The sequence below is a fragment of the Halomonas denitrificans genome, from assembly GCF_003056305.1.
GTDB lineage: Bacteria > Pseudomonadota > Gammaproteobacteria > Pseudomonadales > Halomonadaceae > Halomonas > Halomonas denitrificans.
In genome coordinates this window covers 37,617-59,826 of the sequence record NZ_PYVX01000003.1, presented here as the reverse complement: position 1 = coordinate 59,826, position 22,210 = coordinate 37,617, and the positions used below count along the sequence as shown (strand labels likewise).

Below are 22,210 nucleotides of genomic sequence, written 5' to 3'. Positions count from 1 at the left end.
GCGCTGCGTCGGGGCGAGGGATGAGGCGCGCGGGGCGCGGCGGGCTCAGTGGTGGGCGCGCTGGCTGGCGTCGAGCATCTCCCGGGCGTGGGCCAGGGTGCGGTCGGAGAGGTTCACGCCGCCGAGCATGCGCGCCAGCTCGCCGACCCGGCCGGCCTCGTCGAGCAGGGCCATGCGGGTCAGGGTGGAGGCCTTCTCGGCCTGCTTCTCGATGTGCAGGTGATGGTGCGCCTGGGCGGCCACCTGGGGCAGGTGGGTCACGGTCATCACCTGGCCGTTCTCGCCGAGGCGGCGCAGCAGCTGACCGACGATCTCGGCGGTGGCCCCGGAGACCCCCACGTCCACCTCGTCGAAGACCAGGCTGGCGATGGTCGAGTGCTGGGCCGCCACCACCTGGATCGCCAGGCTGATGCGCGACAGCTCGCCCCCCGAGGCCACCTTGGCCAGCGGGCGTGCCGGCTGGCCGGGGTTGGCGCTGATCAGCATGCGTGCGCCCTCCAGTCCCTCGAGGGCCGGGGCCTCCCGGGGGGCGAGCTCGACCTCGAAGGTGGCCTTGTCCATGGCCAGAAAGGCCAGCTGCTCCTGCACGGCGCGACCGAAGCGCCGGGCGGCCTGGCGGCGCGCCCTGGAGACCGCCGTGGCCTGCTCGTGCCAGCGCGCCTGCTGTGCCTCGACCTCGGCGGCCAGCGTCTCGAGGTCGCCGTCGCCCCCCTCGAGCCCCTCGAGCTCGGTGGCCAGGCGCCGGTGCAGGTCGACCAGCTCCTCGGGCAGCACGTGGTGCTTGCGGGCGATGCGGTGCACCTCGCCCAGGCGCTCCTCCACCCAGGCCAGCCGCTCGGGGTCCAGCTCGACGCCGGCGGCGAAGTGGCCGAGCTCGCGGCCCGCCTCCTCGATCTGGATGCGCGCCTCGCCAAGCATGGTGAGGGTGTCGGCGAGGCTGCCGCGATCGCTGCCCGGCAGTTCCGAGAGATGCTGGATCGCCTGGTTGAGCAGCGACAGGGCGCCGGCCTCCTCGCCGTCGCAGCACTCGGCGGCGAACTGCGCCTCGCGCAGCCGCTCCTCGGCGTGGGCCAGCTCCTCCTGCTCCTCCTCGAGCCCCTTGAGCTCGCCCTCGGCCAGCGCCAGGGCATCGAGCTCCTCCACCTGATAGCGCAGCAGCTGGCGGCGGGCGCGGATCTCGTCGCCGTCCTCGGCCAGGCGCTCGAGGCGCCGGCGGCTCGCCTGCCAGTCGCGGAAGGCCTGGCGCATCGCGGCCACCGCCTCGCGATGGCCGGCGAAGTCGTCGAGCAGGCGCAGGTGGGTCTCCTCGTTCAGCAGCGCCTGGTGGGCGTGCTGGCCGTGGATCTCGATGAGGTGCTCGCCCAGGGCGCGCAGGTCGGCCACCGTGGCCGGCTGGCCGTTGATCCAGGCCTTGGAGCGGCCGCTGCGGGTCACCACGCGACGCAGCAGGCAGTCGTCGGCGGGCAGCTCGCGGGACTCGAGCCAGGCGCGCGCCTCGGGCAGGGCCTTGAGGTCGAAGCGCGCGCTCAGGTCGGCGCGTTCGCACCCGTGGCGCACGCTGGCGCTGTCGGCGCGCTCGCCGAGGCACAGGCCCAGGGCGCCGAGCAGGATGGACTTGCCGGCCCCCGTCTCGCCGGTGATGGCGGTCATGCCGCCGGAAAGCTCCAGTTCGAGGTGGTCGACGATGGCGAAGTCGCGAATGGCAAGCTCTGTCAGCATGGTGCCTCCCGGGGCCTGTCTGGGAATACCGTTCTGCAAGGTCCGCGCGGTCTGGACGTGCGGCGCGAGGAATACTGTCTATCCATACACGTATTGTGCGTTTATACAGTAGTCCAGCGCCCCCCACAATGCACCCGCCAATTCGTCTCGCGATGACGCCTTGAGTTCACCGCGGCCAGCCCCATATACCCCGGCAGATCATCGTTCACGCCATCATTCATGCCTTGCCAGCGGCTCCAGGCCGCTGATTGCCATTCAGGAGACCCCACATGGCCAAAGACTCTCAGACCCCGCTGGACGACGAACTCGCTCGCGAGGAGCGGGAAGCCGAGCCGCAGGCCGAGACCGTGGAGGGTGAGCTGGAGGACGCCATCGAGGGCGCCGACCAGGCCGCCACCGAGGCCGAGGCCGCCGACAATCCCGAGGCCGAGGTGCTGGCGGCCCGCGTCGAGGAGCTCGAGCAGAGCGTCGCCGAGGCCAAGGATCAGGCCATGCGGGCGGCCGCCGAGGCGCAGAACGTGCGCCGGCGCGCCGAGCAGGAGGCCGAGAAGGCCCGCAAGTTCGCCCTGGAGAAGTTCGTCAAGGAGCTGCTGCCGGTGATCGACAGCCTCGAGAAGGCCCTCGAGTCGATGGGCGACGAGGCCAGCGAGGCCCACATCGAGGGCGTCTCCATGACGCTCAAGATGCAGCGCGACGTGATGGCCAAGTTCGGCGTCGAGGTGGTGGAGCCCCACGGCGAGCCCTTCGACCCGCAGTACCACGAGGCCATGGCCATGGTGCCCAACCCCGAGCTGGAGCCCAACACCGTGATGGACGTCATGCAGAAGGGCTACCTGCTCAACGGGCGCCTGGTCCGTCCGGCCATGGTGGTCGTCAGCCAGGCCGCCGGCTGACACCGAGCCATAGAAAAGCGGCCCTCGGGTCTTGAAAAGGGTTCGAGGGCCCCCAGATAGACGGCAACCCCGCGGCGAAAGCCGCAGATCACGAATTCAACTGCCAGTTTGAGGATTTCCTATGGGACGCATCATCGGTATTGACCTGGGGACCACCAACTCTTGCGTCGCCGTGCTCGACGGTGACCAGGCCAAGGTGATCGAGAACGCCGAGGGCGCGCGCACCACGCCGTCCATCATCGCCTACACCGACGACGGTGAGACGCTGGTGGGCCAGGCGGCCAAGCGCCAGGCGGTGACCAACCCCCAGAACACCCTGTACGCCATCAAGCGCCTGATCGGCCGTCGCTTCAAGGACGACGTCGTCCAGAAGGACGTCAAGATGGTCCCCTACACCATCACCGAAGCCGACAACGGCGACGCCTGGGTGCAGGTCAAGGACAAGAAGCTGGCGCCCCCGCAGGTCAGCGCCGAAGTCCTGAAGAAGATGAAGAAGACCGCCGAGGACTACCTGGGCGAGGAAGTGACCGAGGCGGTGATCACCGTGCCGGCCTACTTCAACGACTCCCAGCGTCAGGCCACCAAGGACGCGGGTCGCATCGCCGGCCTCGAGGTCAAGCGCATCATCAACGAGCCGACCGCGGCCGCGCTGGCCTACGGCATGGACAAGTCGCGCGGCGACAAGACCATCGCGGTCTATGACCTGGGTGGCGGCACCTTCGATATCTCCATCATCGAAGTGGCCGACGTCGACGGCGAGACCCAGTTCGAGGTGCTGGCCACCAACGGCGACACCTTCCTGGGCGGCGAAGACTTCGACATGAAGCTGATCAACTACTTGGTCGATCAGTTCAAGGCCGACAGCGGCATCGACCTCTCCGGCGACAACCTGGCCATGCAGCGCCTCAAGGAAGCCGCCGAGAAGGCCAAGATCGAGCTGTCCAGCGCCCAGCAGACCGACGTCAACCTGCCGTACATCACGGCGGACAACACCGGTCCCAAGCACCTCAACGTGAAGGTGACCCGGGCCAAGCTGGAGTCGCTGGTCGAGGAGCTGGTCAAGCGCTCCCTCGAGCCGTGCAAGACCGCGCTCAAGGACGCCGGCCTCTCCAGCGGCGAGATCGACGACGTCATCCTGGTCGGCGGCCAGACCCGCATGCCCATGGTGCAGAAGTCCGTGGCCGAGTTCTTCGGCAAGGACGCTCGCAAGGACGTCAACCCGGACGAGGCCGTGGCCGTGGGTGCGGCGATCCAGGGCGGCGTGCTGGGCGGTGACGTCAAGGACGTGCTGCTGCTCGACGTCACCCCGCTGACCCTGGGCATCGAGACCCTGGGGGGCGTGATGACGCCGCTGATCGAGAAGAACACCACCATCCCGACCAAGAAGACCCAGACCTTCTCGACCGCGGATGACAACCAGACGGCCGTGACCATTCACGTGCTGCAGGGTGAGCGCAAGCAGTCCAGCGGCAACAAGTCGCTCGGTCGCTTCGACCTGGCCGACATTCCGCCGGCGCCGCGCGGCGTGCCGCAGATCGAGGTCGCCTTCGACCTGGACGCCAACGGCATCCTGAACGTGTCCGCCAAGGACAAGGCCACCGGCAAGGAACAGTCCATCGTGATCAAGGCCTCCAGCGGCCTGTCCGAGGAAGAGGTCGAGCAGATGGTCCGCGACGCCGAGGCCCACGCCGACGAGGACAAGAAGTTCGAGGAGCTGGTGCAGCTGCGCAACCAGGCCGACGGCATGGTCCACGCCGCCCGCAAGACCCTCGAGGAAGCCGGCGACAAGGCGACCGACGAGGAGAAGCAGGCCATCGAGAGCGCCGCCGCCGAGCTGGAAGAGGCGATCAAGGGCGACGACCAGGAGGACATCCAGGCCAAGCTCGACAAGCTGACCGAGGCCTCCGGCACCCTGGCGCAGAAGATGTACGCCGAGCAGGGTGACGCCGCGCAGCAGGCCGGTGGGGCCGACGAGGCCGCCGCCAAGCAGGACGATGACGTGGTCGACGCCGAGTACGAAGAAGTCAACGACGACCAGAAAAAGCAGTAAACCACGACATCTGTTTGACGGATGATGCCAGCGCGGGGGCCTGACTCCCGCGTTGGTGTTTCCGCAGAGTCCCTACGGAGGCGGACAGACTCATGTCCAAGCGTGACTATTACGAAGTACTGGGCGTCGAGCGCGGTGCCGACCAGAAGGACATCAAGAAGGCCTACCGACGCCTCGCCCAGAAGTTCCATCCGGACCGCAACCCGGACGATGACTCCGCGGCCGAGAAGTTCCGCGAGGTCTCGGAGGCCTACGAGGTCCTGGCCGACAGCGAGAAGCGCGCGGCCTACGACCAGTTCGGCCATGCCGGGGTGGACGGCCAGGCCGGTGGCGGTGGCTTCGGCGGGGCCGGGGCCGGGGGCTTCAGCGACATCTTCGGCGATGTCTTCGGCGACATCTTCGGCGGGGGCGGCGGTCGTCGCCACCCCAACGCCCCGCAGCGCGGCAGCGACCTGCGCTACAACCTCGAGCTCGACCTCGAGGACGCCGTGGCCGGCACCAGCGTGGACATCCGCGTGCCGCGTCACGTCGAGTGCGAGCGCTGTGACGGCGGCGGTGCCGAGCCGGGCTCCAGCAAGGAGACCTGCCCGACCTGTTCCGGCCACGGCCAGGTGCGCATGCAGCAGGGCTTCTTCGCCGTGCAGCAGACCTGCCCGACCTGTCACGGCAGCGGCCAGCACATCAAGGTGCCGTGCCACAAGTGCCATGGCGAGGGCCGGGTGCGCGAGACCCGTACCCTGTCGGTGAAGATCCCGGCCGGCGTGGACACCGGCGATCGCATCCGCCTGAACGGCGAGGGCGAGGCCGGCGTCAACGGCGGACCGCCCGGGGATCTCTACGTCCAGGTGGCGATCAAGCCGCACCACATCTTCCAGCGCGACGGCCGCCACCTGCAGTGCGAGGTGCCGATCAACTTCGTCGACGCCGCCCTCGGCGGTGAGCTCGAGGTGCCGACCCTGGATGGCCGCGTCAAGCTGAAGATCCCGGCCGAGACCCAGACCGGCAAGCTGTTCCGGCTGCGCGGCAAGGGCGTCAAGCCGGTGCGCGGTGGCCCCCCGGGCGACCTGCTGTGCAAGGTCGTGATCGAGACCCCGGTCAAGCTCAGCGAGGAGCAGAAGGACCTGCTGCGCGCCTTCCAGGACAGCCTGGAGGGCAGCAAGAGCCATCACTCGCCGAAGAAGTCGAGCTTCTTCGACGGCGTGAAGAAGTTCTTCGAGGACATGAAGCCCTAAGGGCGGTCCCCCAAGAATCGACGAGGCCCCGCGCTCCGAGAGGAGGCGGGGCCTTTTCGTGTCGTGATGCCCGGCTCAACGATGCCGGTGATCAGGCGCCTTGGGGCATGCGGGATGGGAATCATTCCCGATGGCGGTGTACCATGGCGGGCCCGGCAGCGAGGCGTGGCGATAAGCCCTGGTGGCGCCGTCGGCTCGGGGGATGTCGCCGGTTCTCGCGCCGGGTGATCGCCCCGTTTTCCCCTCAGAGCCATACACAAGGACCCTCATGAACGACGTCGCTGATCGGACGCTGGCCGGCATCCTGCTCAGGCTGCTTTCCGGCATTCTCTTCACCGGGATGATGGTGTGCGTCAAGGCGGCGAGCACGGCGGCGGTGCCGCTCGGGCAGACCGTGTTCTTCCGCTCGGCGTTCGCGTTGCTGCCCATCGTGGCGTTCATGGTCTGGCGGCGCGAGTTTCCCCGGGCCCTGGCCACGCGGCGCCCGCTCGGGCACCTGCTGCGCTCGGGCCTGGGGGCGGCGGCGATGTTCGCCTCCTTTGCCGCCGTGGCCCGGCTGCCGGTCGCCGAGGCGACGCTGCTGGCGCAGCTCGCCCCGGTGGCCATGGCGGTCGGCGGCGTGCTGTTGCTGGGCGAGCGCTTCAGCCGGCACCGGGCGGCGGCCCTGGCCCTGGTGCTGGGCGGTGTGGCGGCCCTGGTGGTGCCCGACCTGGGGCACGCCCGGGCGGACGGTCGCGTGCTGGGCTACGGGCTGGGCATTCTTGCCGCCCTGCTGACCGCGGGGGCGCTGGTGACGGTGCGGCGCATCTCGCGCACCGAGACTCCGGCCTCCATCGCCTTCTACTTCGTGCTGGTCACCACCCTGGCGGGCCTGGCCACCCTGCCGCTGGGCTGGGTGGCCGTGTCGGGCCCGACCCTGGGGCTGCTGATCCTCTCGGGCCTCTTCGGTGGCGCGGCGCATATCTGCATGACCCTGGCGCTGCGCTTCGCCGAGGTCTCGCGCCTGGCGCCGTTCGAGTACGTGGCGTTGATCTGGCCGGTGCTGGCGGACCTGCTGATCTTCGGGCTGCCACTCTCCGGCGGGTTCCTGGTGGCCCTGCCGCTGGTGCTCGGCGGGGCCGGGCTGGCGGCGCTCGAGGGGAGGCGAGGGCTTACACGGCCGCTTCGACAATGAGCTGGGGGCGGCCCTTCGAGCAGGGTTCGATGCGGGCGTCCACCCGGTAGACGCGTCGCAAAAGCTCGGGGGTGACCACCTGCTCGGTCGGCCCGCAGGCCACCAGTCGGCCGCTCTCGAGCACCATCGCCTGGTCGGTGAAGCGCAGGGCATGGCCCAGGTCGTGCAGGGCCGCGATGACCAGCATCTCCCGCTCGCGGGCCAGCCGTCGCAGGATCGACAGCAGGCTGATCTGGCGATGCAGATCCAGCGCCGAGGTGGGCTCGTCGAGGAGCAGGATCTCCGGGGCCTGCACCAGCGCCTGCGCTGCGCCCACCAGCTGTCGCTGCCCGCCGCTGAGGTCGCCGATGTCGCGCGCGCCGAGCTCGGCGATCCCCAGGTCCTTCAGGGCGCGCTCGACCTCGCTCAGGTCCTCGGCGCGGACCCTCAGGCTGCGCCCCTGCATGCGCGCCAGCAACACCGACTCGAAGACCGTGAGCACTGCGTTGGCGCCGGTGTCCTGGGGCATGTAGGCGACGGGGCGCTCGGTGGTGGCGCCGCTGATGCGGGCCTCGCCCTCGCCGTCGAGCAGGCCGAGGATACGTCGAAAGAGGGTCGACTTGCCGGCGGCGTTGGGGCCGAGCAGGGCCACCACCTGGCCGCCCGCAAAGGCGGGCGTGGTGATCTCGGCGAGGATCCGGCGCCGCCCGTAGCGGGCCGACAGCTGGTCGAGCGTCAGCGTTACCATGAGGCCTTCTTGTGGCTGAGGACGAGGAACAGGAAGAAGGGGATGCCCACCAGCGAGGTGATGATGCCGATGGGAATGATGGTGCCCGGGATCAGCACCTTCGACAGCACCGAGCCGACGGAGAGGATCAGGGCCCCGCAAAGAGCCGCGCCGGGCAGGAAGAAGCGCTGATCCTCGCCCAGCAGCAGGCGGGCGATGTGCGGCCCGACCAGGCCGATGAAGCCGATGGTGCCGACGAAGGCCACCGCGATGGCGGCCAGCAGAGAGACCAGCACCAGCACCTCGAGGCGCAGCGCCCGGGGTTTCACCCCCAGGCTCTCGGCCTTGGCATCGCCCAGGCGCATGGCGGTGAGCGCCCAGCCATGGCGAGCGAGCAGCGGCAGGACCACGGCCAGCACGCCGAGCGCGATCCACAGCTTGGGCCAGGTGGCCTTGGTCAGGCTGCCCATGGTCCAGAACACCACCGCGGAGACGGCCTGCTGGCTGGCGAAGAACTGGATCAGCGCCATCAGGGCGTTGAAGATGAACACCATGGCGATGCCCAGCAGCACAATGGTCTCGATCGTCACGCCGCGCCGCATGCTCAGCGCATGGATCGCGAAGGCGGTCAGCATGGCCATGACGAAGGCGTTGATCGGGATGACGTAGTCGACCGCGGCGGGCACGATCGCCACGCCGAAGGCCAGCGCCAGGGCGGCGCCGAAGCTCGCCCCGGCGGAGATGCCCAGCGTGAAGGGGCTGGCCAGCGGATTGCTGAGGATGGTCTGCATCTGGGCCCCGGCCACTGAGAGGCTCGCACCCACCACCAGTGCCATCAGCGCCACCGGCATGCGGATCTCCCACAGGATCACCCTGGCCTGCTGGCTTACGGCCTCGGGGGTGACCAGCGCGGCGATCACCTCGTCCAGGCCGAAGCGGGCTGGTCCCAGGGCGAGGTCGACGCACAGGCTCAGGAACAACGCCAGCGTCAGGGCGGCGAGGATCAGCTGGCGGCGGAGCACCAGGGCACGGTAGAAGCCGCGCTTCTCCGCGGCGGAGGGGGCGGCTTGCGGGGTCGGCGCTGCGCTCGTTCCGGCGTGCATCTCAGCGGTCCTTCAGCGAGAGCCAGTAGCCCGGCTCGTAGTCCACCGGCAGGAAGCGCGCGTGCAGCTCCTCCATCGTCGCCTCGGGATCGAGCCCATCGAACAGCTCCGGATGCAGCCACTTGGCCAGTCGCTGCACGGCGACGAAGTAGTAGGGGCTGTTGTAGAACTGGTGCCAGATGGCGTGGAAGTTATCGTTTTCCACGGCGGCGATGCCGGTCATGGCGGTGCGCTCGGTCAGCGCCTCGAGCTTGGCGTGGGCCGCATCCATGTCGGCACCGGGCCCCACGCCCACCCAGGCCCCACCGGGCACGTAGGCCTCCCAGTTCCCCCCCGTGACCACCACGTGGTCGGGATCGGCGGCGATGATCTGTTCGGGGTTCAGCGAGCCGAAGGTGTTCGGGATGATACCGTCGGCGATGTTGGTGCCCCCGGCGATCTCGACGTATTCGCCGAAGTTGCCCGGGCCGAAGCTCATGCAGCAGTCCTCGGAATAGCCGCCGGCGCGGTCGACGAAGACCTTCGGTCGCTCCGGGTCGGCGGCGGCGATCGTCTCGGTGACGCGGGCCATCTGGGCCTCGATGAAGTCGATGAAGGCCTCGGCATCCGCCTCCTCGCCCATCAGCTCACCCATCAGGCGCATGGAGGGGATGGTGTGCCCGAGCGGGTCCTCGCGGAAATCCACGTAGACGATCGGGATGCCGAGCTCGGCCAGCTTGTCGTCATAGGCGGCATCCTCGGTGGCGGCCCTGGCTTCGAGGTTCATCAGCACCACGTCCGGCTGCAGGGCGGCGGCCTGCTCGACGTCGAAGGTACCGTCCTTGAAGCCGCCGAAGGTCGGCAGTTCCCCCAGTTCCGGGAACCTGGCGGCGTAGCGTGCGTAGTTGTCCGGGTCGGCCTGGGAGAAGTCCTCGCGCCAGCCCACCACGTTGGCGAACGGGTCTTCCGGTTGCAGCGCGCCCAGCAGGTAGATCTGGCGCCCCTCACCGAGGATCATCCGCTCCACGGGGGCGTCGACGGTGACCTGGCGGCCGGCGACATCGGTGATGGTGATCGGCTCGGCCTGAGCGGCCGCACAACCGAGAGCGAGGGCCGTGCCACCGACGGCGTTGAGCAGTGAGGTATGCATGTGCGGAATTCGTACTCGTGGAAGGGGCGTTGCGACGCCTCGTGGGCCCGCGCTGTCCGGCGGTTTGCCGCAAGCGCATCTGGTTAGCTTCCTGCGTATCGTTCGTATTCGCAAGCGGCGGCTAGTATGGCCGAATCCCTCTTCGTCGTCGAGGTGGCGGTTACAGCCACCCCGCGCGCCGGAAGCGCCGGTAGAGTTCGCCGCAGGCGCCCCCCATCACCAGCAGCGCCAGGGGGTAGCCCAGGCGCCAGTCGAGCTCCGGCATGTGGGCGAAGTTCATGCCCCAGATACCGGCGAGGATGGTGGCCACCGCGAAGATGGCGGCCCAGGCCGCGAGCCGCTTGTGCACCTCGCCCTCGTCGATGGCCACCATCGAGAGGTTCACCTGGATCGCCGTGATGGTCATCTCGCGGATAGTGTCCACCGCTGCCTCGATGCGGCTCAGGTGGTCGTAGACGTCGCGGAAGTACTCCCGGGTCTTGCGGCACAGCCCCGGCACCCGGATGCCCGAGAGGTGGCCGGCGGCCTCGCTCAGCGGCATGGCGGCGTGCTTGAGTCGCATGGTCTGGCGCTTGAGCTGATAGAGCCGCTCCAGGCTCTGGCGCGCCGTGCCGCGGACGAAGATCTGGTCCTCGATGCTCTCGAGCTCCGCCTGCAGCGCCTCGACCACCGGGAAGTAGCGATCGACGATGGCATCCATCAGGGCGTAGATCACGAAGGCCGGGCCGTGTTTGAGCAGCTTCGGCTCCCGCTCGCAGCGTCGGCGCACCTCGGCAAAGCCCCGGCTCGGGTGATGGCGCACCGAGAGCACGTAGCCGGGGCCGGCGAACACCGCCACCTGGCCGGTCTCCAACTGGTCGTCGCGCAGGGTGACCATGTGCATGGTCACGAACAGCGCCTCGCCATACTCCTCGAGCTTGGGCCGCTGGCCCCCGTTCAGGGCGTCCTCCACGGCCAGCTCGTGCAGGTCGAAGAGCGCCTGGAAACGGGCCATCTCCGCCTCGTCGGGCTCGTGCAGGGCCACCCAGACGAAGCGATCCGGGTGCCCCAGGATGTCGCCGATCTCCTCGATCGCGATGTCGTGCAGGCGATGCCCCTTTTCGTAGGCCACGCAGTTGATGATCATTGCCGCCCCCTCCGCGTCATGACGATGCCCTGTGCCACAGCATAGTGCGCGGTCATCGCGTGACGGCCCGGCAGGCGGGGTGGCGTTGGCGGGGGTGGCCGTCATAGGCTGGTGGCTCATGTCCTAGGAACCCGGAGTCCCCCATGCCGATTTCACGAGCCGATATTCCCGCCGAGGATGCCAAGGGGCTGATCGAGCGCCTCTGCCAGGAGTGGGTCGACGCCCAGCCGATCGACCGGCAGGAGACCCAGGCGCGGGTGCGCTTCGACGAGGGCAGCTGCCTGCTCGAGGCGCGACCGGAACACCTCAGCGTGGCCATCGAGACGCTGGATGACGAGAGCCTGGATCGCCTGGAGGGCAAGGTGAACGCCGCCCTCGAGGGGCTGTCGGGCGTGACCCTGGAGATCGTCTGGGAGAATTGAACGCGTCGCGCTCGGCCCGGGCCGCCCACCTCGGCATGCTGCTCTGGGCGGCGCTGGTGGGACTCTCGTTCCCCGCGGTGGGGATGATGAGCGCGCTGCCGCCGCTCTCGCTCACCGCGCTGCGCTTTCTCATCGCCTGTGCGGGCCTGTGGTGGCTGGCCCGGCGCTCGCCGGCGTTCCTGCCCGACGCACGGGCCCTGCCGCTCTATGCCCTGATGGGGCTCTGCCTGGCCGGCTTCTTCGGCGCCATGTTCTGGGCGGCGCACCACGCCACGGCGCTCTCCATGGCTACCCTGTTCGTGACCGTGCCGCTGCTGGCCTTCCTGCTCGGCGCGCTCGTCGGGGTCGAGCGGCTGAGCTGGCGGCTGCCATTGATCCTGGCGCTCGGCGCGATCGGCGCCCTGGGGCTGGCCATCGCCGAGGCCCTGGGGTCGGGCGGGCGGCTGCGTTTCGGCCTCGGCGAGGCGGTGTTCTTCCTCGGCTGTCTCGCCACGGCGCTCTATCCGGTGCTCAGCAAGTGGGGGATGGCGACGGGGCGCCTGCCGGCCTCGGCGGCGGTGCGCACCTTCTGGAGCCTGGGGCTCGGCGCGCTCCTGGTCGGGATCGCGGGCCTCGCCGTCGAGCCGGTGGCGCGCCTGGCGACCATGACCGGCCGCGACCTGGCGCTGCTCGTCTATCTGGGGCTCTTCTCCAGCGCCCTGACCTTCTGGCTGCTGCAGCGCGCCACCGCGGTGCTGACGCCGGGGGCGGTCACCGCCTACAGCTACCTGGTGCCCTTCGTCTCGATGCTGCTGCTGTTCGTCCGCGACCCGGGGCGCATCGACTGGGTCTGGCTGCCGGGCAGCCTGCTGGTGGTGGTGGCGATCGCGCTGCTGCTGAGCGCCGGTTCGCCCGCTGAGCGCGGCGCCCCCGGCGGCTGAGCGGGCCGCCCGGCCCGGGCGCCCCTCTGGTATACTGCCGCCATTTCCGCAGCCAACGCATTCGCAGGAGTCCGCATGACCCGTATCGCCATCGTCGGCGTCGCCGGCCGCATGGGCCGCACCCTGGTCAACGCCGTGCAGCAGGACGCCGAGGCCACCCTGGCCGGCGGCATCGTCGAACCGGGCAGCTCGCTGGTCGGCGCCGACATCGGCGAGCTGGCCGGCATCGGCAAGCTGGGCGTGACGGCGGCGGACAGCCTCGGCGCCATCGTCGACGACTTCGATGTGCTGATCGACTTCACCGCCCCGCAGGTCACGCTTGCCAACCTGGCCTTCTGCGCCGAGCACGGCAAGCGCATCGTCATCGGCACCACCGGCCTGAACGATGCCGAGCTCGCCGAGCTCGACGGCTACGGCGAGCGGGTGCCGATGGTCTTCGCGCCGAACATGAGCGTGGGGGTCAACCTGACCCTCAAGCTGCTGGAGACCGCGGCCAAGGCGCTGGGCGACGAGGGCTACGACATCGAGGTGATCGAGTCCCACCATCGCCACAAGGTCGACGCCCCCTCCGGCACGGCGCTCAAGATGGGCGAGGTGATGGCCGACGCCCTGGAGCGTCCGCTCAAGGAGTACGGCGTGTTCGAGCGGGTCGGCCAGTGCGGGCCGCGCACCGACAAGGAGATCGGCTTCGCCACCGTGCGGGCCGGGGACATCGTCGGCGAGCACACCGTGATGTTCGCCACCGAGGGCGAGCGCATCGAGATCACCCACAAGGCCAGTAGCCGCATGACCTTCGCCAAGGGTGCGGTGCGCGCGGCACGCTGGGTGGCCGGACAGGGCAACGGCCGCTATGCGATGCAGGACGTGCTGGGCTTGTAAGGCGGTAGCATCCAGCAGGAGGGCCGAGGGGCGCCGGGCGCAAGTCGAAGAGGAGGTCATTTGCCATGGAGGGCAAATGTAGCGCCCAAGGATGGGTTTACAGCGCCTCCTCGCAGACTTGCTCCCGGATCAGCCCCGGCTTGGGCACTGATCAGGAGTCGGCAGGGGGTAGTCGCGGGGTAACGTTTCCTGTAATATCCCCAAAATTTTGGCCGGGCGCACGGGCGAAAGCCCCCCTCAACAGCGCTTGTTGCTTCGGCCCAGGCATTCCGAGCGAATGACAACAAGCGGGATGAAACCGGTCTAGCCATCGGGTTCGTCCCGCTTTTTTGCGGCCCGGCGAACGGCATTCCTTGACGAGCGGTTAACACTGGGAGGACCTAACATTGAACAGACCCGCGATACTGGCCCTGGAAGACGGCAGTGTGTTCCACGGCACGGCCATCGGTGCCGATGGACAAACCAGCGGTGAGGTGGTGTTCAATACGGCCATGACCGGCTACCAGGAAATCCTGACCGACCCCTCCTATACCCGACAGATCGTCACCCTCACCTATCCCCATATCGGCAACACCGGCGTCAACGCCGAGGACGTCGAGTCCGGCGGTATCGCCGCGGCGGGCCTGGTGATCCGCGACCTGCCGCTGCTGGCCAGCAGCTTCCGCTCCGAGCAGTCGCTCTCCGACTACCTCAAGGGCGAGAACGTGCTGGGCATCGCCGACATCGATACCCGCCGCCTGACCCGTATCCTGCGCGACAAGGGCGCCCAGAACGGCGCCATCCTGGCGGGCAGCGAGGCAGAGGGCGAGGACGCCGTCGAGCGTGCCCTGGCCGCGGCCCGCGCCTTCCCCGGCCTCAAGGGCATGGATCTGGCCAAGGTGGTCTCTTGCCAGACCGCCCACGACTGGAACGAGGGCGAGTGGGCCCTGGGCCAGGGCTACGCCGATGCGACGGCCGCGGAGCGCCCCTACCACGTGGTCGCCTACGACTTCGGCGCCAAGCGCAACATCCTGCGCATGCTCGCCTCCCGCGGCTGCCGGCTGACCGTGGTGCCGGCCCAGACCCCGGCCGACGAGGTGCTGGCGATGGCCCCGGACGGCATCTTCCTCTCCAACGGCCCCGGCGACCCCGAGCCCTGCGACTACGCGATCGCGGCCATCGAGACCTTCCTCGAGACCGAGATCCCGCTGTTCGGCATCTGCCTGGGCCACCAGCTGCTGGCGCTGGCCAGCGGTGCCGCCACGGTGAAGATGGGGCATGGCCACCACGGCGCCAACCACCCGGTGCAGGACCTCGACACCGGCAAGGTGATGATCACCAGCCAGAACCACGGCTTCGCCGCCGACGAGGCGAGCCTGCCGGCCACCCTGCGCGCCACCCACCGTTCGCTGTTCGACGGCACCCTGCAGGGCATCGAGCGCACCGACCGCCCGGCCTTCAGCTTCCAGGGCCACCCCGAGGCGAGCCCGGGGCCGCGTGACGTGTCGCCGCTGTTCGACCGTTTCGTCTCCATGATGAAGGAACGCCGCTAGGCGCGAATCGCCCTACATCAGACCGTCATTCATCGATTAGCCGCGGAAACCGTCATGCCCAAGCGTACCGACATCAAGAGCATCCTGATCATTGGTGCTGGCCCCATCGTCATCGGCCAGGCCTGCGAATTCGACTACTCCGGCGCCCAGGCCTGCAAGGCGCTGCGCGAGGAGGGCTACCGGGTCATCCTGGTCAACTCCAACCCCGCGACCATCATGACCGACCCGGTGATGGCCGACGCCACCTACATCGAGCCGATCACCTGGCAGGCGGTGGAGAAGATCATCGAGGCCGAGAAGCCCGATGCCGTGCTGCCCACCATGGGCGGCCAGACCGCGCTCAACTGCGCCCTGGACCTCGACAAGCACGGCGTGCTCGAGAAGCACGGCGTGGAGATGATCGGCGCCAACGCCGACGCCATCAACAAGGCCGAGGATCGCGACCTCTTCGACAAGGCGATGAAGAACATCGGCCTGGAGTGCCCCAAGGCCAAGGTCGCCCACAGCATGGAAGAGGCCTGGGAGATCCAGGCCGAGCTGGGCTTCCCGACCATCATCCGCCCCTCCTACACCATGGGCGGCTCCGGCGGCGGCGTGGCCTACAACAAGGAGGAGTTCGACGAGATCTGCCAGCGCGGCTTCGAGCTCTCCAACAACCATGAGCTCTTGATCGACGAGTCGCTGCTCGGCTGGAAGGAGTACGAGATGGAGGTCGTGCGCGACAAGCACGACAACTGCATCATCGTCTGCGCCATCGAGAACTTCGATCCCATGGGCGTGCACACCGGCGACTCCATCACCGTGGCCCCGGCCCAGACGCTGACCGACAAGGAATACCAGATCATGCGCGACGCCTCCCTGGCGGTGCTGCGCGAGATCGGCGTCGAGACCGGCGGCTCCAACGTCCAGTTCGGCATGGACCCGAAGACCGGGCGCATGGTGGTGATCGAGATGAACCCGCGGGTGTCGCGCTCCTCGGCGCTGGCCTCCAAGGCGACCGGCTTCCCGATCGCCAAGATCGCCGCCAAGCTGGCCGTCGGCTACACCCTGGACGAGCTGCAGAACGACATCACCGGCGGGCGCACCCCGGCCTCCTTCGAGCCGGCCATCGACTACGTGGTCACCAAGATCCCGCGCTTCACCTTCGAGAAGTTCCCCCAGGCCAACGATCGTCTGACCACCCAGATGAAGTCGGTGGGCGAGGTGATGGCCATCGGCCGGACCTTCCAGGAGTCGCTGCAGAAGGCGCTGCGCGGCATGGAGACCGGTAACGACGGCCTCGACCCCAAGGTCACGACCTTCACCGACGAGGCCCTGGCGCACATCAAGGGCGAGCTGCAGGCCGCCGGTGCCGAGCGCATCTTCTTCGTCGCCGACGCCATGCGCGCCGGGATGAGCGTCGAGGAGATCTTCGCGCTGACCAACATCGATCGCTGGTTCCTGGTGCAGATCGAGGAGCTGGTCCGCCTCGAGGCCGAGGTCGCCACGCGCTCGCTCTCCGAGTTCACCCCGCGCGAGCTCTACCAGCTCAAGCGCAAGGGCTTCAGTGACGCTCGCCTGGCGCGCCTGCTGGGCGTCGCCGAGAAGGAGTTCCGCAAGACGCGCCAGGCCGCCGGCATCCGTCCGGTCTACAAGCGCGTCGACACCTGCGCCGCGGAGTTCGCCTCCGATACCGCCTACATGTACTCCACCTACGAGGAGGAGTGCGAGGCCGAGGTGAGCGACAGGAAGAAGATCATGGTGCTCGGCGGCGGACCCAACCGCATCGGCCAGGGCATCGAGTTCGACTACTGCTGCGTCCACGCCGCCTTCGCCATGCACGACGACGGCTATGAGACCATCATGGTCAACTGCAACCCGGAGACCGTCTCCACCGACTACGACACCTCGGACCGCCTCTACTTCGAGCCGGTGACCCTGGAGGACGTGCTGGAGATCGCCGACAAGGAGCAGCCGGTCGGGGTGATCGTGCAGTTCGGCGGCCAGACCCCGCTCAAGCTCGCCCGCGAGCTCGAGGCCGCCGGCGTGCCGATCATCGGCACCACCCCGGATGCCATCGACCGCGCCGAGGATCGCGAGCGCTTCCAGCAGATGATCGACAAGCTGGGCCTCAAGCAGCCGCCCAACGCCACCGCGCGCAGCTTCGACGAGGCCTTCGCCAAGGCCGAGGCGATCGGCTACCCGCTGGTGGTGCGCCCGAGTTACGTGCTCGGCGGTCGGGCCATGGAGATCGTCTACGACGCCTCCGAGCTCGAGAACTACATGACCCACGCGGTGAAGGTCTCCAACGACTCGCCGGTGCTGCTCGACCACTTCCTCAACGCCGCCATCGAGATCGACATCGACGCGGTCAGCGACGGCCAGCAGGTGGTGATCGGCGGCATCATGCAGCACATCGAGCAGGCCGGCGTGCACTCCGGCGACTCGGCCTGTGCGCTGCCGCCCTATTCGCTGCCCGCCGAGGTGCAGGACGCGATGCGCGAGCAGGTCAAGCAGATGGCCGTGGAGCTCGGCGTCAAGGGCCTGATGAACGTCCAGCTGGCCTGGCAGGACGGCGAGATCTACGTCATCGAGGTCAACCCGCGCGCCTCGCGTACCGTGCCCTTCGTCTCCAAGTGCATCGGCACCTCCCTGGCCCAGATCGCGGCGCGCTGCATGGCCGGCCAGACCCTGGCCGAGCAGGGCTTCGAGCGCGAGATCGTGCCGCACTTCTACAGCGTCAAGGAGGCGGTCTTCCCGTTCAACAAGTTCCCGGGCGTCGATCCGATCCTGTCGCCGGAGATGAAGTCCACCGGCGAGGTGATGGGCTCGGGCGACACCTTCGCCGAGGCCTTCTACAAGGCGCAGCTGGGGGCCGGCGAGGCGATCCCGCGGCTCGAGGGCGAGCGCAAGGCGTTCCTCTCGGTGCGCGATCCGGACAAGGCGGGTGTTATCGAGGTGGCCCGTTCTCTGGTAACCTTGGGCTTCACACTCTGCGCGACCCGCGGCACCGCGAAGGCCCTCGAGGGCACCGAGCTGCCGGTGGAGATCGTCAACAAGGTCTATGAGGGCCGTCCCCACATCGTCGATCTGCTCAAGAACGACGAGGTCGCCTATATCGTCAACACCACCGAGGGCCGCCAGGCCATCAACGACTCCTCGGTGATCCGCCGCACCGCACTCGCCCGCAAGGTTCCCTACGCCACCACCCTGGCAGGAGCCAAGGCGGTGTGCATGGCGCTCGAGTATGGCAACGCCATCACCGTGCGGCGGCTACAGGAACTGCATGCAGGAGCTACGCAATGAACAAGGTCCCGATGACCGTCGCCGGCGAGCAGCGGCTTCGCAAGGAGCTCGAGGAGCTGAAGGGCGAGGCGCGTCCCCGGGTGATCGCCGCCATCGCCGAGGCTCGCGAGCACGGCGACCTGAAGGAGAACGCCGAGTACCATGCGGCTCGTGAGCAGCAGGGCTTCATCGAGGGGCGCATCCAGGAGATCGAGGGCAAGCTCTCCAACGCCCAGGTGATCGACGTCACCAAGCTGCCCCAGACCGGCAAGGTGATCTTCGGCGTCACCGTGGGCCTGATCAACCTCGACAACGACGAGGAGGTCACCTACCGGATCGTCGGCGAGGACGAGGCCGACATCAAGGAGCGTCGCATCTCGGTCACCTCGCCCATCGCCCGTGCCCTGATCGGCAAGGAGGAGGGCGAAGTGGTGGTGGTCAAGACGCCCGGCGGCGAGGTCGAGTACGAGATCTCGAGCGTCGAGCACCTCTAGGCGCCGAGCCACCAGCGCCCCCGCCGCCCGTTGGCGGGCGGCGAGTGCCAGGGCAGACGCCAGACGCCAGACAAAAGGCAGACGCCAGACAAGAAGAAACCCCGCGGACCGACGTCGGCGGGGTTTCTTTTTGGCGGATCGTGACGCTCGCGGGTCGTGACCCCTGGCGAGCGTCGGGCGCCTCAGCGCCGCCCGTGGTGCTCCTCGAAGCGGGTGATGTTGGAGAGCTTCGGGTTGACCCTGGGGTTGTGGCGATAGAGCAGGGCCATCTTGCCGATCTTCTGCACCAGCTCGGCGCCGCTCGCCTCGACCAGCTCGTCGAGCATGGCCGCGCGGTCGTCGCGGTCGGGCAGGGCGAGCTTGACCTTGATCAGCTCGTGGTCGCGCAGGGCCCGGTCGAGTTCGGCGATCACCCCCTCGGAGGCGCCGCTCTCGGCGACCGTGACCACGGGGTCGAGGTGGTGGCCGATGCTGCGAAATGCTTTCTTTTGTGCCTGTGACAAGCTCATGGTATCTTGCTTCTTCCCGGTTGGCGCGCAGCGCACATGGTACGGTGAATCGCCCCGCGGCGAAAGCGCGTTACCGCCCCGCCTGCTTCTCCACCGGCCGGGTCCGCAGGTCAGCACCCCGTCGCACCTCCCTCGGGTCTTCCCGGATTTCGCTCGACTACCTGTCATTCATGGCCATTCACAGGTGATGCCGTGGCACGTCCCCATGCTTCCCGCGCCAAGGGCGCTGCCGGCAAGAAGCCGGCCAGCAAGGCCTCCGTCAGCAAGACCAGCAAGGGCTGGATGAAGGAGCACTTCGACGACCGCTTCGTGCAGCAGAGCTGGCAGGACGGCTACCGCAGCCGGGCCAGCTACAAGCTGCTGGCGCTGGACGAGAAGGACAAGCTGCTGCGACCCGGCATGACGGTGATCGACCTGGGCGCCGCCCCGGGCGGCTGGAGCCAGGTGGCCGCCGAGAAGATCGGCTCGAACGGCGTGGTGATCGCCTCGGACATCCTCGAGATGGACGCCCTGGCCGACGTCGACTTCATCCAGGGCGACTTCACCGAGGCGCACGTGCTCGAGGCGATCCTCGAAACCCTCGGCGATCGGCCGGTCGACCTTGTGATGTCGGACATGGCCCCCAATATGAGTGGGATGGCCGCCATCGACCAGCCCCAGGCGATGTACCTGGTGGAGCTGGCCCTCGACCTGGCGCGCCAGACGCTGTCACCCGGCGGTACCTTCCTGGCCAAGGTCTTCCAGGGCGAGGGGTTCGACGAGTTCCTGAAGGAGCTGCGCGGCAGCTTCACGCGGGTGGTGACGCGCAAGCCGGAGGCCTCCCGGCCCCGCTCGCGGGAGGTGTACCTGCTGGCGGAAGGATTTCGCGGCTGAGGCGTGGCCTCGGCGGCAATACGGGGCGCTGCCACGATAGGCGGCGCCTAATGGGCCGATGGCCGGACAGGATGCCGCGACTGTGTCACAGTGGAGGGCATTCCCGCTCCGGCCCCAGGCTGGCTGAACATGTGCCGCTCATGTAGTGTCGAAGGACCAGGCATTTTCGGCCGACAGATTCTTGCAATGAGGGTAGTCCCTTGAACGACATGGCGAAGAACCTGATTCTGTGGTTGGTCATCGCGGCGGTACTGCTGACGGTGTTCAACAACTTCAGCGTCGACAGTTCCCCCCAGGCGATGAACTATTCCCAGTTCGTCCAGCAGGTGCAGAACCAGCAGGTCAAGAGCGTCACCATCGATGGCTACACCATCAGCGGTGAGCGCAACGACGGCTCCCAGTTCCGGACCATCCGCCCGGCGGCGGAGGATCCCAAGCTGATGGACGACCTGCTGGCCAACGACGTCACCGTGGTGGGCAAGGAGCCCGAGCAGCAGAGCCTGTGGATGCGCCTGCTGATCGCCAGCTTCCCGATCCTGCTGATACTTGCCATCTTCATGTTCTTCATGCGCCAGATGCAGGGCGGTGGGGCCGGCAAGGGCGGGCCCATGAGCTTCGGCAAGTCCAAGGCCAAGCTGCTCTCCCAGGACCAGATCAAGACCACCTTCGCCGACGTCGCCGGCTGCGACGAGGCCAAGGAGGAGGTCGAGGAGCTGGTCGACTTCCTGCGCGACCCGACCAAGTTCCAGCGCCTGGGCGGCACCATCCCGCGCGGCGTGCTGATGGTCGGCCCGCCCGGTACCGGCAAGACGCTGCTCGCCAAGTCGATCGCCGGCGAGGCCAAGGTGCCGTTCTTCTCGATCTCCGGCTCCGACTTCGTCGAGATGTTCGTCGGCGTCGGCGCCTCCCGCGTGCGTGACATGTTCGAGCAGGCCAAGAAGCAGTCGCCCTGCATCATCTTCATCGACGAGATCGACGCCGTGGGCCGCTCGCGCGGCGCCGGCATGGGCGGCGGCAACGACGAGCGCGAGCAGACCCTGAACCAGCTGCTGGTCGAGATGGATGGCTTCGAGGCCAACGAGGGCATCATCGTCATCGCCGCCACCAACCGTCCCGACGTGCTCGACCCGGCGCTGCTGCGCCCGGGCCGCTTCGACCGCCAGGTGGTGGTGCCGCTGCCCGACATCCGCGGCCGCGAGCACATCCTCAACGTGCACCTGCGCAAGGTTCCGCTGGCCGACGACGTCAAGCCGTCGCTGATCGCCCGCGGCACGCCCGGCTTCTCCGGCGCCGACCTGGCCAACCTGGTCAACGAGGCCGCGCTGTTCGCCGCGCGTCGCAACAAGCGCCTGGTGGGCATGGAGGAGCTCGAGCTCGCCAAGGACAAGATCATGATGGGCGCCGAGCGCAAGTCCATGGTCATGACCGACAAGGAGAAGCTCAACACCGCCTATCACGAGTCGGGCCACGCCATCATCGGCCTGGTGATGCCGGAGCACGACCCGGTCTACAAGGTGACCATCATCCCCCGCGGCCGGGCGCTCGGCGTGACCATGTTCCTCCCCGAGGAGGATCGCTACAGCCTGTCGCGCCAGCAGATCATCAGCCAGATCTGCTCGCTGTTCGGCGGCCGCATCGCCGAGGAGATGACCCTGGGGCCGAACGGTGTCACCACCGGCGCCTCCAACGACATCAAGCGCGCCACTGAGCTCGCCCACAACATGGTCGCCAAGTGGGGTCTTTCCGAGGAAATGGGGCCGATCATGTACGACGAGGACGAGTCCCACCAGTTCCTCGGCGGCCCCGGCCAGGGCGGCAAGCTCAAGTCCGGCGAGACCACCTCCAAGCTCGACAAGGAGGTGCGCAAGATCATCGACGGCTGCTACGAGCAGGCCCAGCGGATCCTCGAGGAGAACCGCGACAAGCTGGATGCCATGGCCGACGCGCTGATGAAGTACGAGACCATCGACTCGACGCAGCTCAAGGACATCATGGAAGGCCGCGACCCGCGTCCCCCCGAAGGCTGGGACGACCCGAGCGGCGGCGCCCCCACCGGCGGCGAGCCCCGTGCCGAGACCGGCCCGGCGGCGAGCGACGACGCCGAGGATGACGACACGCCCTCGCGTCGACCCTCCGACCCGCTGGGTGGCCCGGCCGGCAGCTGAGCCGCCCAGGCAGCACTCTC

18 protein-coding genes are annotated in these 22,210 nt (G+C 68.4%); 12 read left to right on the top strand and 6 right to left on the bottom strand.

All coding sequences use genetic code 11. From position 1 onward, the window contains the following. Positions 1-45 precede the first annotated feature (45 nt). Complete coding sequence (gene recN / locus C9F13_RS09640) at positions 46-1,719, bottom strand: DNA repair protein RecN (protein WP_108446058.1); 1,674 nt, start codon at positions 1,717-1,719, stop codon at positions 46-48. Positions 1,720-1,988: 269 nt separating this feature from the next. On the opposite strand from recN, the gene grpE reads away from it, so the two are divergent. The 4 genes from grpE (at position 1,989) to C9F13_RS09620 (ending at position 7,068) form a co-directional block, all read left to right on the top strand. Continuing rightward, a complete protein-coding gene (grpE, locus tag C9F13_RS09635; RefSeq protein ID WP_108446057.1) occupies positions 1,989-2,612 on the top strand; it encodes a nucleotide exchange factor GrpE in 624 nt (207 codons plus the stop codon). 121 nt (positions 2,613-2,733) lie between these two features. Further along, positions 2,734-4,662, top strand: a complete 1,929-nt coding sequence (gene dnaK / locus C9F13_RS09630) for a molecular chaperone DnaK (protein ID WP_108446056.1) — start codon at positions 2,734-2,736, stop codon at positions 4,660-4,662. Positions 4,663-4,754: 92 nt separating this feature from the next. Further along, positions 4,755-5,894 (top strand): molecular chaperone DnaJ, encoded by a 1,140-nt coding sequence (dnaJ, locus tag C9F13_RS09625; protein ID WP_108446055.1) that lies wholly within the window; start codon positions 4,755-4,757, stop codon positions 5,892-5,894. A gap of 268 nt (positions 5,895-6,162) precedes the next feature. Beyond that, complete coding sequence (locus C9F13_RS09620) at positions 6,163-7,068, top strand: DMT family transporter (protein ID WP_108446054.1); 906 nt, start codon at positions 6,163-6,165, stop codon at positions 7,066-7,068. On the opposite strand, the gene C9F13_RS09615 is transcribed toward C9F13_RS09620, so the two are convergent. The 4 genes from C9F13_RS09615 to corA all read right to left on the bottom strand — a co-directional run bounded on the left by C9F13_RS09615 (position 7,046) and on the right by corA (position 11,132). Next, on the bottom strand, positions 7,046-7,795 hold the full coding sequence (locus C9F13_RS09615; protein WP_108446053.1) for an ABC transporter ATP-binding protein: 750 nt from the start codon (positions 7,793-7,795) through the stop codon (positions 7,046-7,048). The genes C9F13_RS09620 and C9F13_RS09615 overlap by 23 nt on opposite strands. Continuing rightward, positions 7,789-8,877, bottom strand: a complete 1,089-nt coding sequence (locus tag C9F13_RS09610) for a FecCD family ABC transporter permease (RefSeq protein WP_108446052.1) — start codon at positions 8,875-8,877, stop codon at positions 7,789-7,791. The genes C9F13_RS09615 and C9F13_RS09610 overlap by 7 nt, the downstream gene beginning before the upstream one ends. 1 nt (position 8,878) lies before the next feature. Continuing rightward, positions 8,879-10,006 (bottom strand): ABC transporter substrate-binding protein, encoded by a 1,128-nt coding sequence (locus C9F13_RS09605; protein ID WP_108446051.1) that lies wholly within the window; start codon positions 10,004-10,006, stop codon positions 8,879-8,881. Between the two features lie 160 nt (positions 10,007-10,166). Beyond that, the gene (corA, locus tag C9F13_RS09600; RefSeq protein WP_108446050.1) at positions 10,167-11,132 is read right to left on the bottom strand and encodes a magnesium/cobalt transporter CorA; all 966 of its coding nucleotides are present in this window, start codon (positions 11,130-11,132) and stop codon (positions 10,167-10,169) included. Positions 11,133-11,275: 143 nt separating this feature from the next. Between corA and C9F13_RS09595 the strand changes: the two genes are divergently transcribed. From C9F13_RS09595 to greA, 6 genes are all read left to right on the top strand, one after another. Continuing rightward, positions 11,276-11,554, top strand: coding sequence for a DUF2218 domain-containing protein (locus C9F13_RS09595; protein ID WP_108446049.1), 279 nt, complete (start codon positions 11,276-11,278; stop codon positions 11,552-11,554). Beyond that, positions 11,551-12,474, top strand: coding sequence for a DMT family transporter (locus C9F13_RS09590; RefSeq protein ID WP_245888751.1), 924 nt, complete (start codon positions 11,551-11,553; stop codon positions 12,472-12,474). Before C9F13_RS09595 ends, C9F13_RS09590 begins: the two co-directional genes overlap by 4 nt. 75 nt (positions 12,475-12,549) lie before the next feature. Continuing rightward, complete coding sequence (gene dapB / locus C9F13_RS09585) at positions 12,550-13,353, top strand: 4-hydroxy-tetrahydrodipicolinate reductase (protein WP_108446048.1); 804 nt, start codon at positions 12,550-12,552, stop codon at positions 13,351-13,353. A gap of 386 nt (positions 13,354-13,739) precedes the next feature. Next, the gene (gene carA, locus C9F13_RS09580) at positions 13,740-14,885 is read left to right on the top strand and encodes a glutamine-hydrolyzing carbamoyl-phosphate synthase small subunit (RefSeq protein WP_108446047.1); all 1,146 of its coding nucleotides are present in this window, start codon (positions 13,740-13,742) and stop codon (positions 14,883-14,885) included. 54 nt (positions 14,886-14,939) lie between these two features. Beyond that, positions 14,940-18,170, top strand: coding sequence for a carbamoyl-phosphate synthase large subunit (gene carB / locus C9F13_RS09575; RefSeq protein WP_108446046.1), 3,231 nt, complete (start codon positions 14,940-14,942; stop codon positions 18,168-18,170). Next, the gene (gene greA, locus C9F13_RS09570; protein ID WP_108446045.1) at positions 18,167-18,643 is read left to right on the top strand and encodes a transcription elongation factor GreA; all 477 of its coding nucleotides are present in this window, start codon (positions 18,167-18,169) and stop codon (positions 18,641-18,643) included. Before carB ends, greA begins: the two co-directional genes overlap by 4 nt. Positions 18,644-18,825: 182 nt before the next feature. Here greA and yhbY read toward each other — a convergent pair whose 3' ends face one another. Beyond that, complete coding sequence (gene yhbY / locus C9F13_RS09565) at positions 18,826-19,152, bottom strand: ribosome assembly RNA-binding protein YhbY (RefSeq protein ID WP_108446044.1); 327 nt, start codon at positions 19,150-19,152, stop codon at positions 18,826-18,828. Between the two features lie 192 nt (positions 19,153-19,344). On the opposite strand from yhbY, the gene rlmE reads away from it, so the two are divergent. Together rlmE and ftsH are read left to right on the top strand one after the other, a co-directional pair. Then, positions 19,345-20,025 carry a 23S rRNA (uridine(2552)-2'-O)-methyltransferase RlmE gene (rlmE, locus tag C9F13_RS09560; RefSeq protein WP_108446043.1) on the top strand — a complete coding sequence of 227 codons (681 nt, stop codon included), beginning with the start codon at positions 19,345-19,347 and terminating at the stop codon, positions 20,023-20,025. A 200-nt stretch (positions 20,026-20,225) separates the two neighbouring features. Next, entirely contained in the window at positions 20,226-22,190 is a 1,965-nt protein-coding gene (gene ftsH / locus C9F13_RS09555) for an ATP-dependent zinc metalloprotease FtsH (protein ID WP_108446042.1), read from the top strand. The last annotated feature ends 20 nt before the right edge of the window (positions 22,191-22,210 follow it).

What these genes read in the sequence shown, in the direction of transcription:
- recN (WP_108446058.1), bottom strand. Translation starts at nt 1,719, where the DNA reads ATGCTGACAGAGCTTGCCATTCGCGACTTCGCCATCGTCGACCACCTC.
- C9F13_RS09605 (WP_108446051.1), bottom strand. Translation starts at nt 10,006, where the DNA reads ATGCATACCTCACTGCTCAACGCCGTCGGTGGCACGGCCCTCGCTCTC.
- C9F13_RS09595 (WP_108446049.1), top strand. Translation starts at nt 11,276, where the DNA reads ATGCCGATTTCACGAGCCGATATTCCCGCCGAGGATGCCAAGGGGCTG.
- dnaJ (WP_108446055.1), top strand. Translation starts at nt 4,755, where the DNA reads ATGTCCAAGCGTGACTATTACGAAGTACTGGGCGTCGAGCGCGGTGCC.
- corA (WP_108446050.1), bottom strand. Translation starts at nt 11,132, where the DNA reads ATGATCATCAACTGCGTGGCCTACGAAAAGGGGCATCGCCTGCACGAC.
- dapB (WP_108446048.1), top strand. Translation starts at nt 12,550, where the DNA reads ATGACCCGTATCGCCATCGTCGGCGTCGCCGGCCGCATGGGCCGCACC.
- yhbY (WP_108446044.1), bottom strand. Translation starts at nt 19,152, where the DNA reads ATGAGCTTGTCACAGGCACAAAAGAAAGCATTTCGCAGCATCGGCCAC.
- dnaK (WP_108446056.1), top strand. Translation starts at nt 2,734, where the DNA reads ATGGGACGCATCATCGGTATTGACCTGGGGACCACCAACTCTTGCGTC.
- C9F13_RS09610 (WP_108446052.1), bottom strand. Translation starts at nt 8,877, where the DNA reads ATGCACGCCGGAACGAGCGCAGCGCCGACCCCGCAAGCCGCCCCCTCC.
- greA (WP_108446045.1), top strand. Translation starts at nt 18,167, where the DNA reads ATGAACAAGGTCCCGATGACCGTCGCCGGCGAGCAGCGGCTTCGCAAG.
- carB (WP_108446046.1), top strand. Translation starts at nt 14,940, where the DNA reads ATGCCCAAGCGTACCGACATCAAGAGCATCCTGATCATTGGTGCTGGC.
- grpE (WP_108446057.1), top strand. Translation starts at nt 1,989, where the DNA reads ATGGCCAAAGACTCTCAGACCCCGCTGGACGACGAACTCGCTCGCGAG.
- C9F13_RS09620 (WP_108446054.1), top strand. Translation starts at nt 6,163, where the DNA reads ATGAACGACGTCGCTGATCGGACGCTGGCCGGCATCCTGCTCAGGCTG.
- C9F13_RS09615 (WP_108446053.1), bottom strand. Translation starts at nt 7,795, where the DNA reads ATGGTAACGCTGACGCTCGACCAGCTGTCGGCCCGCTACGGGCGGCGC.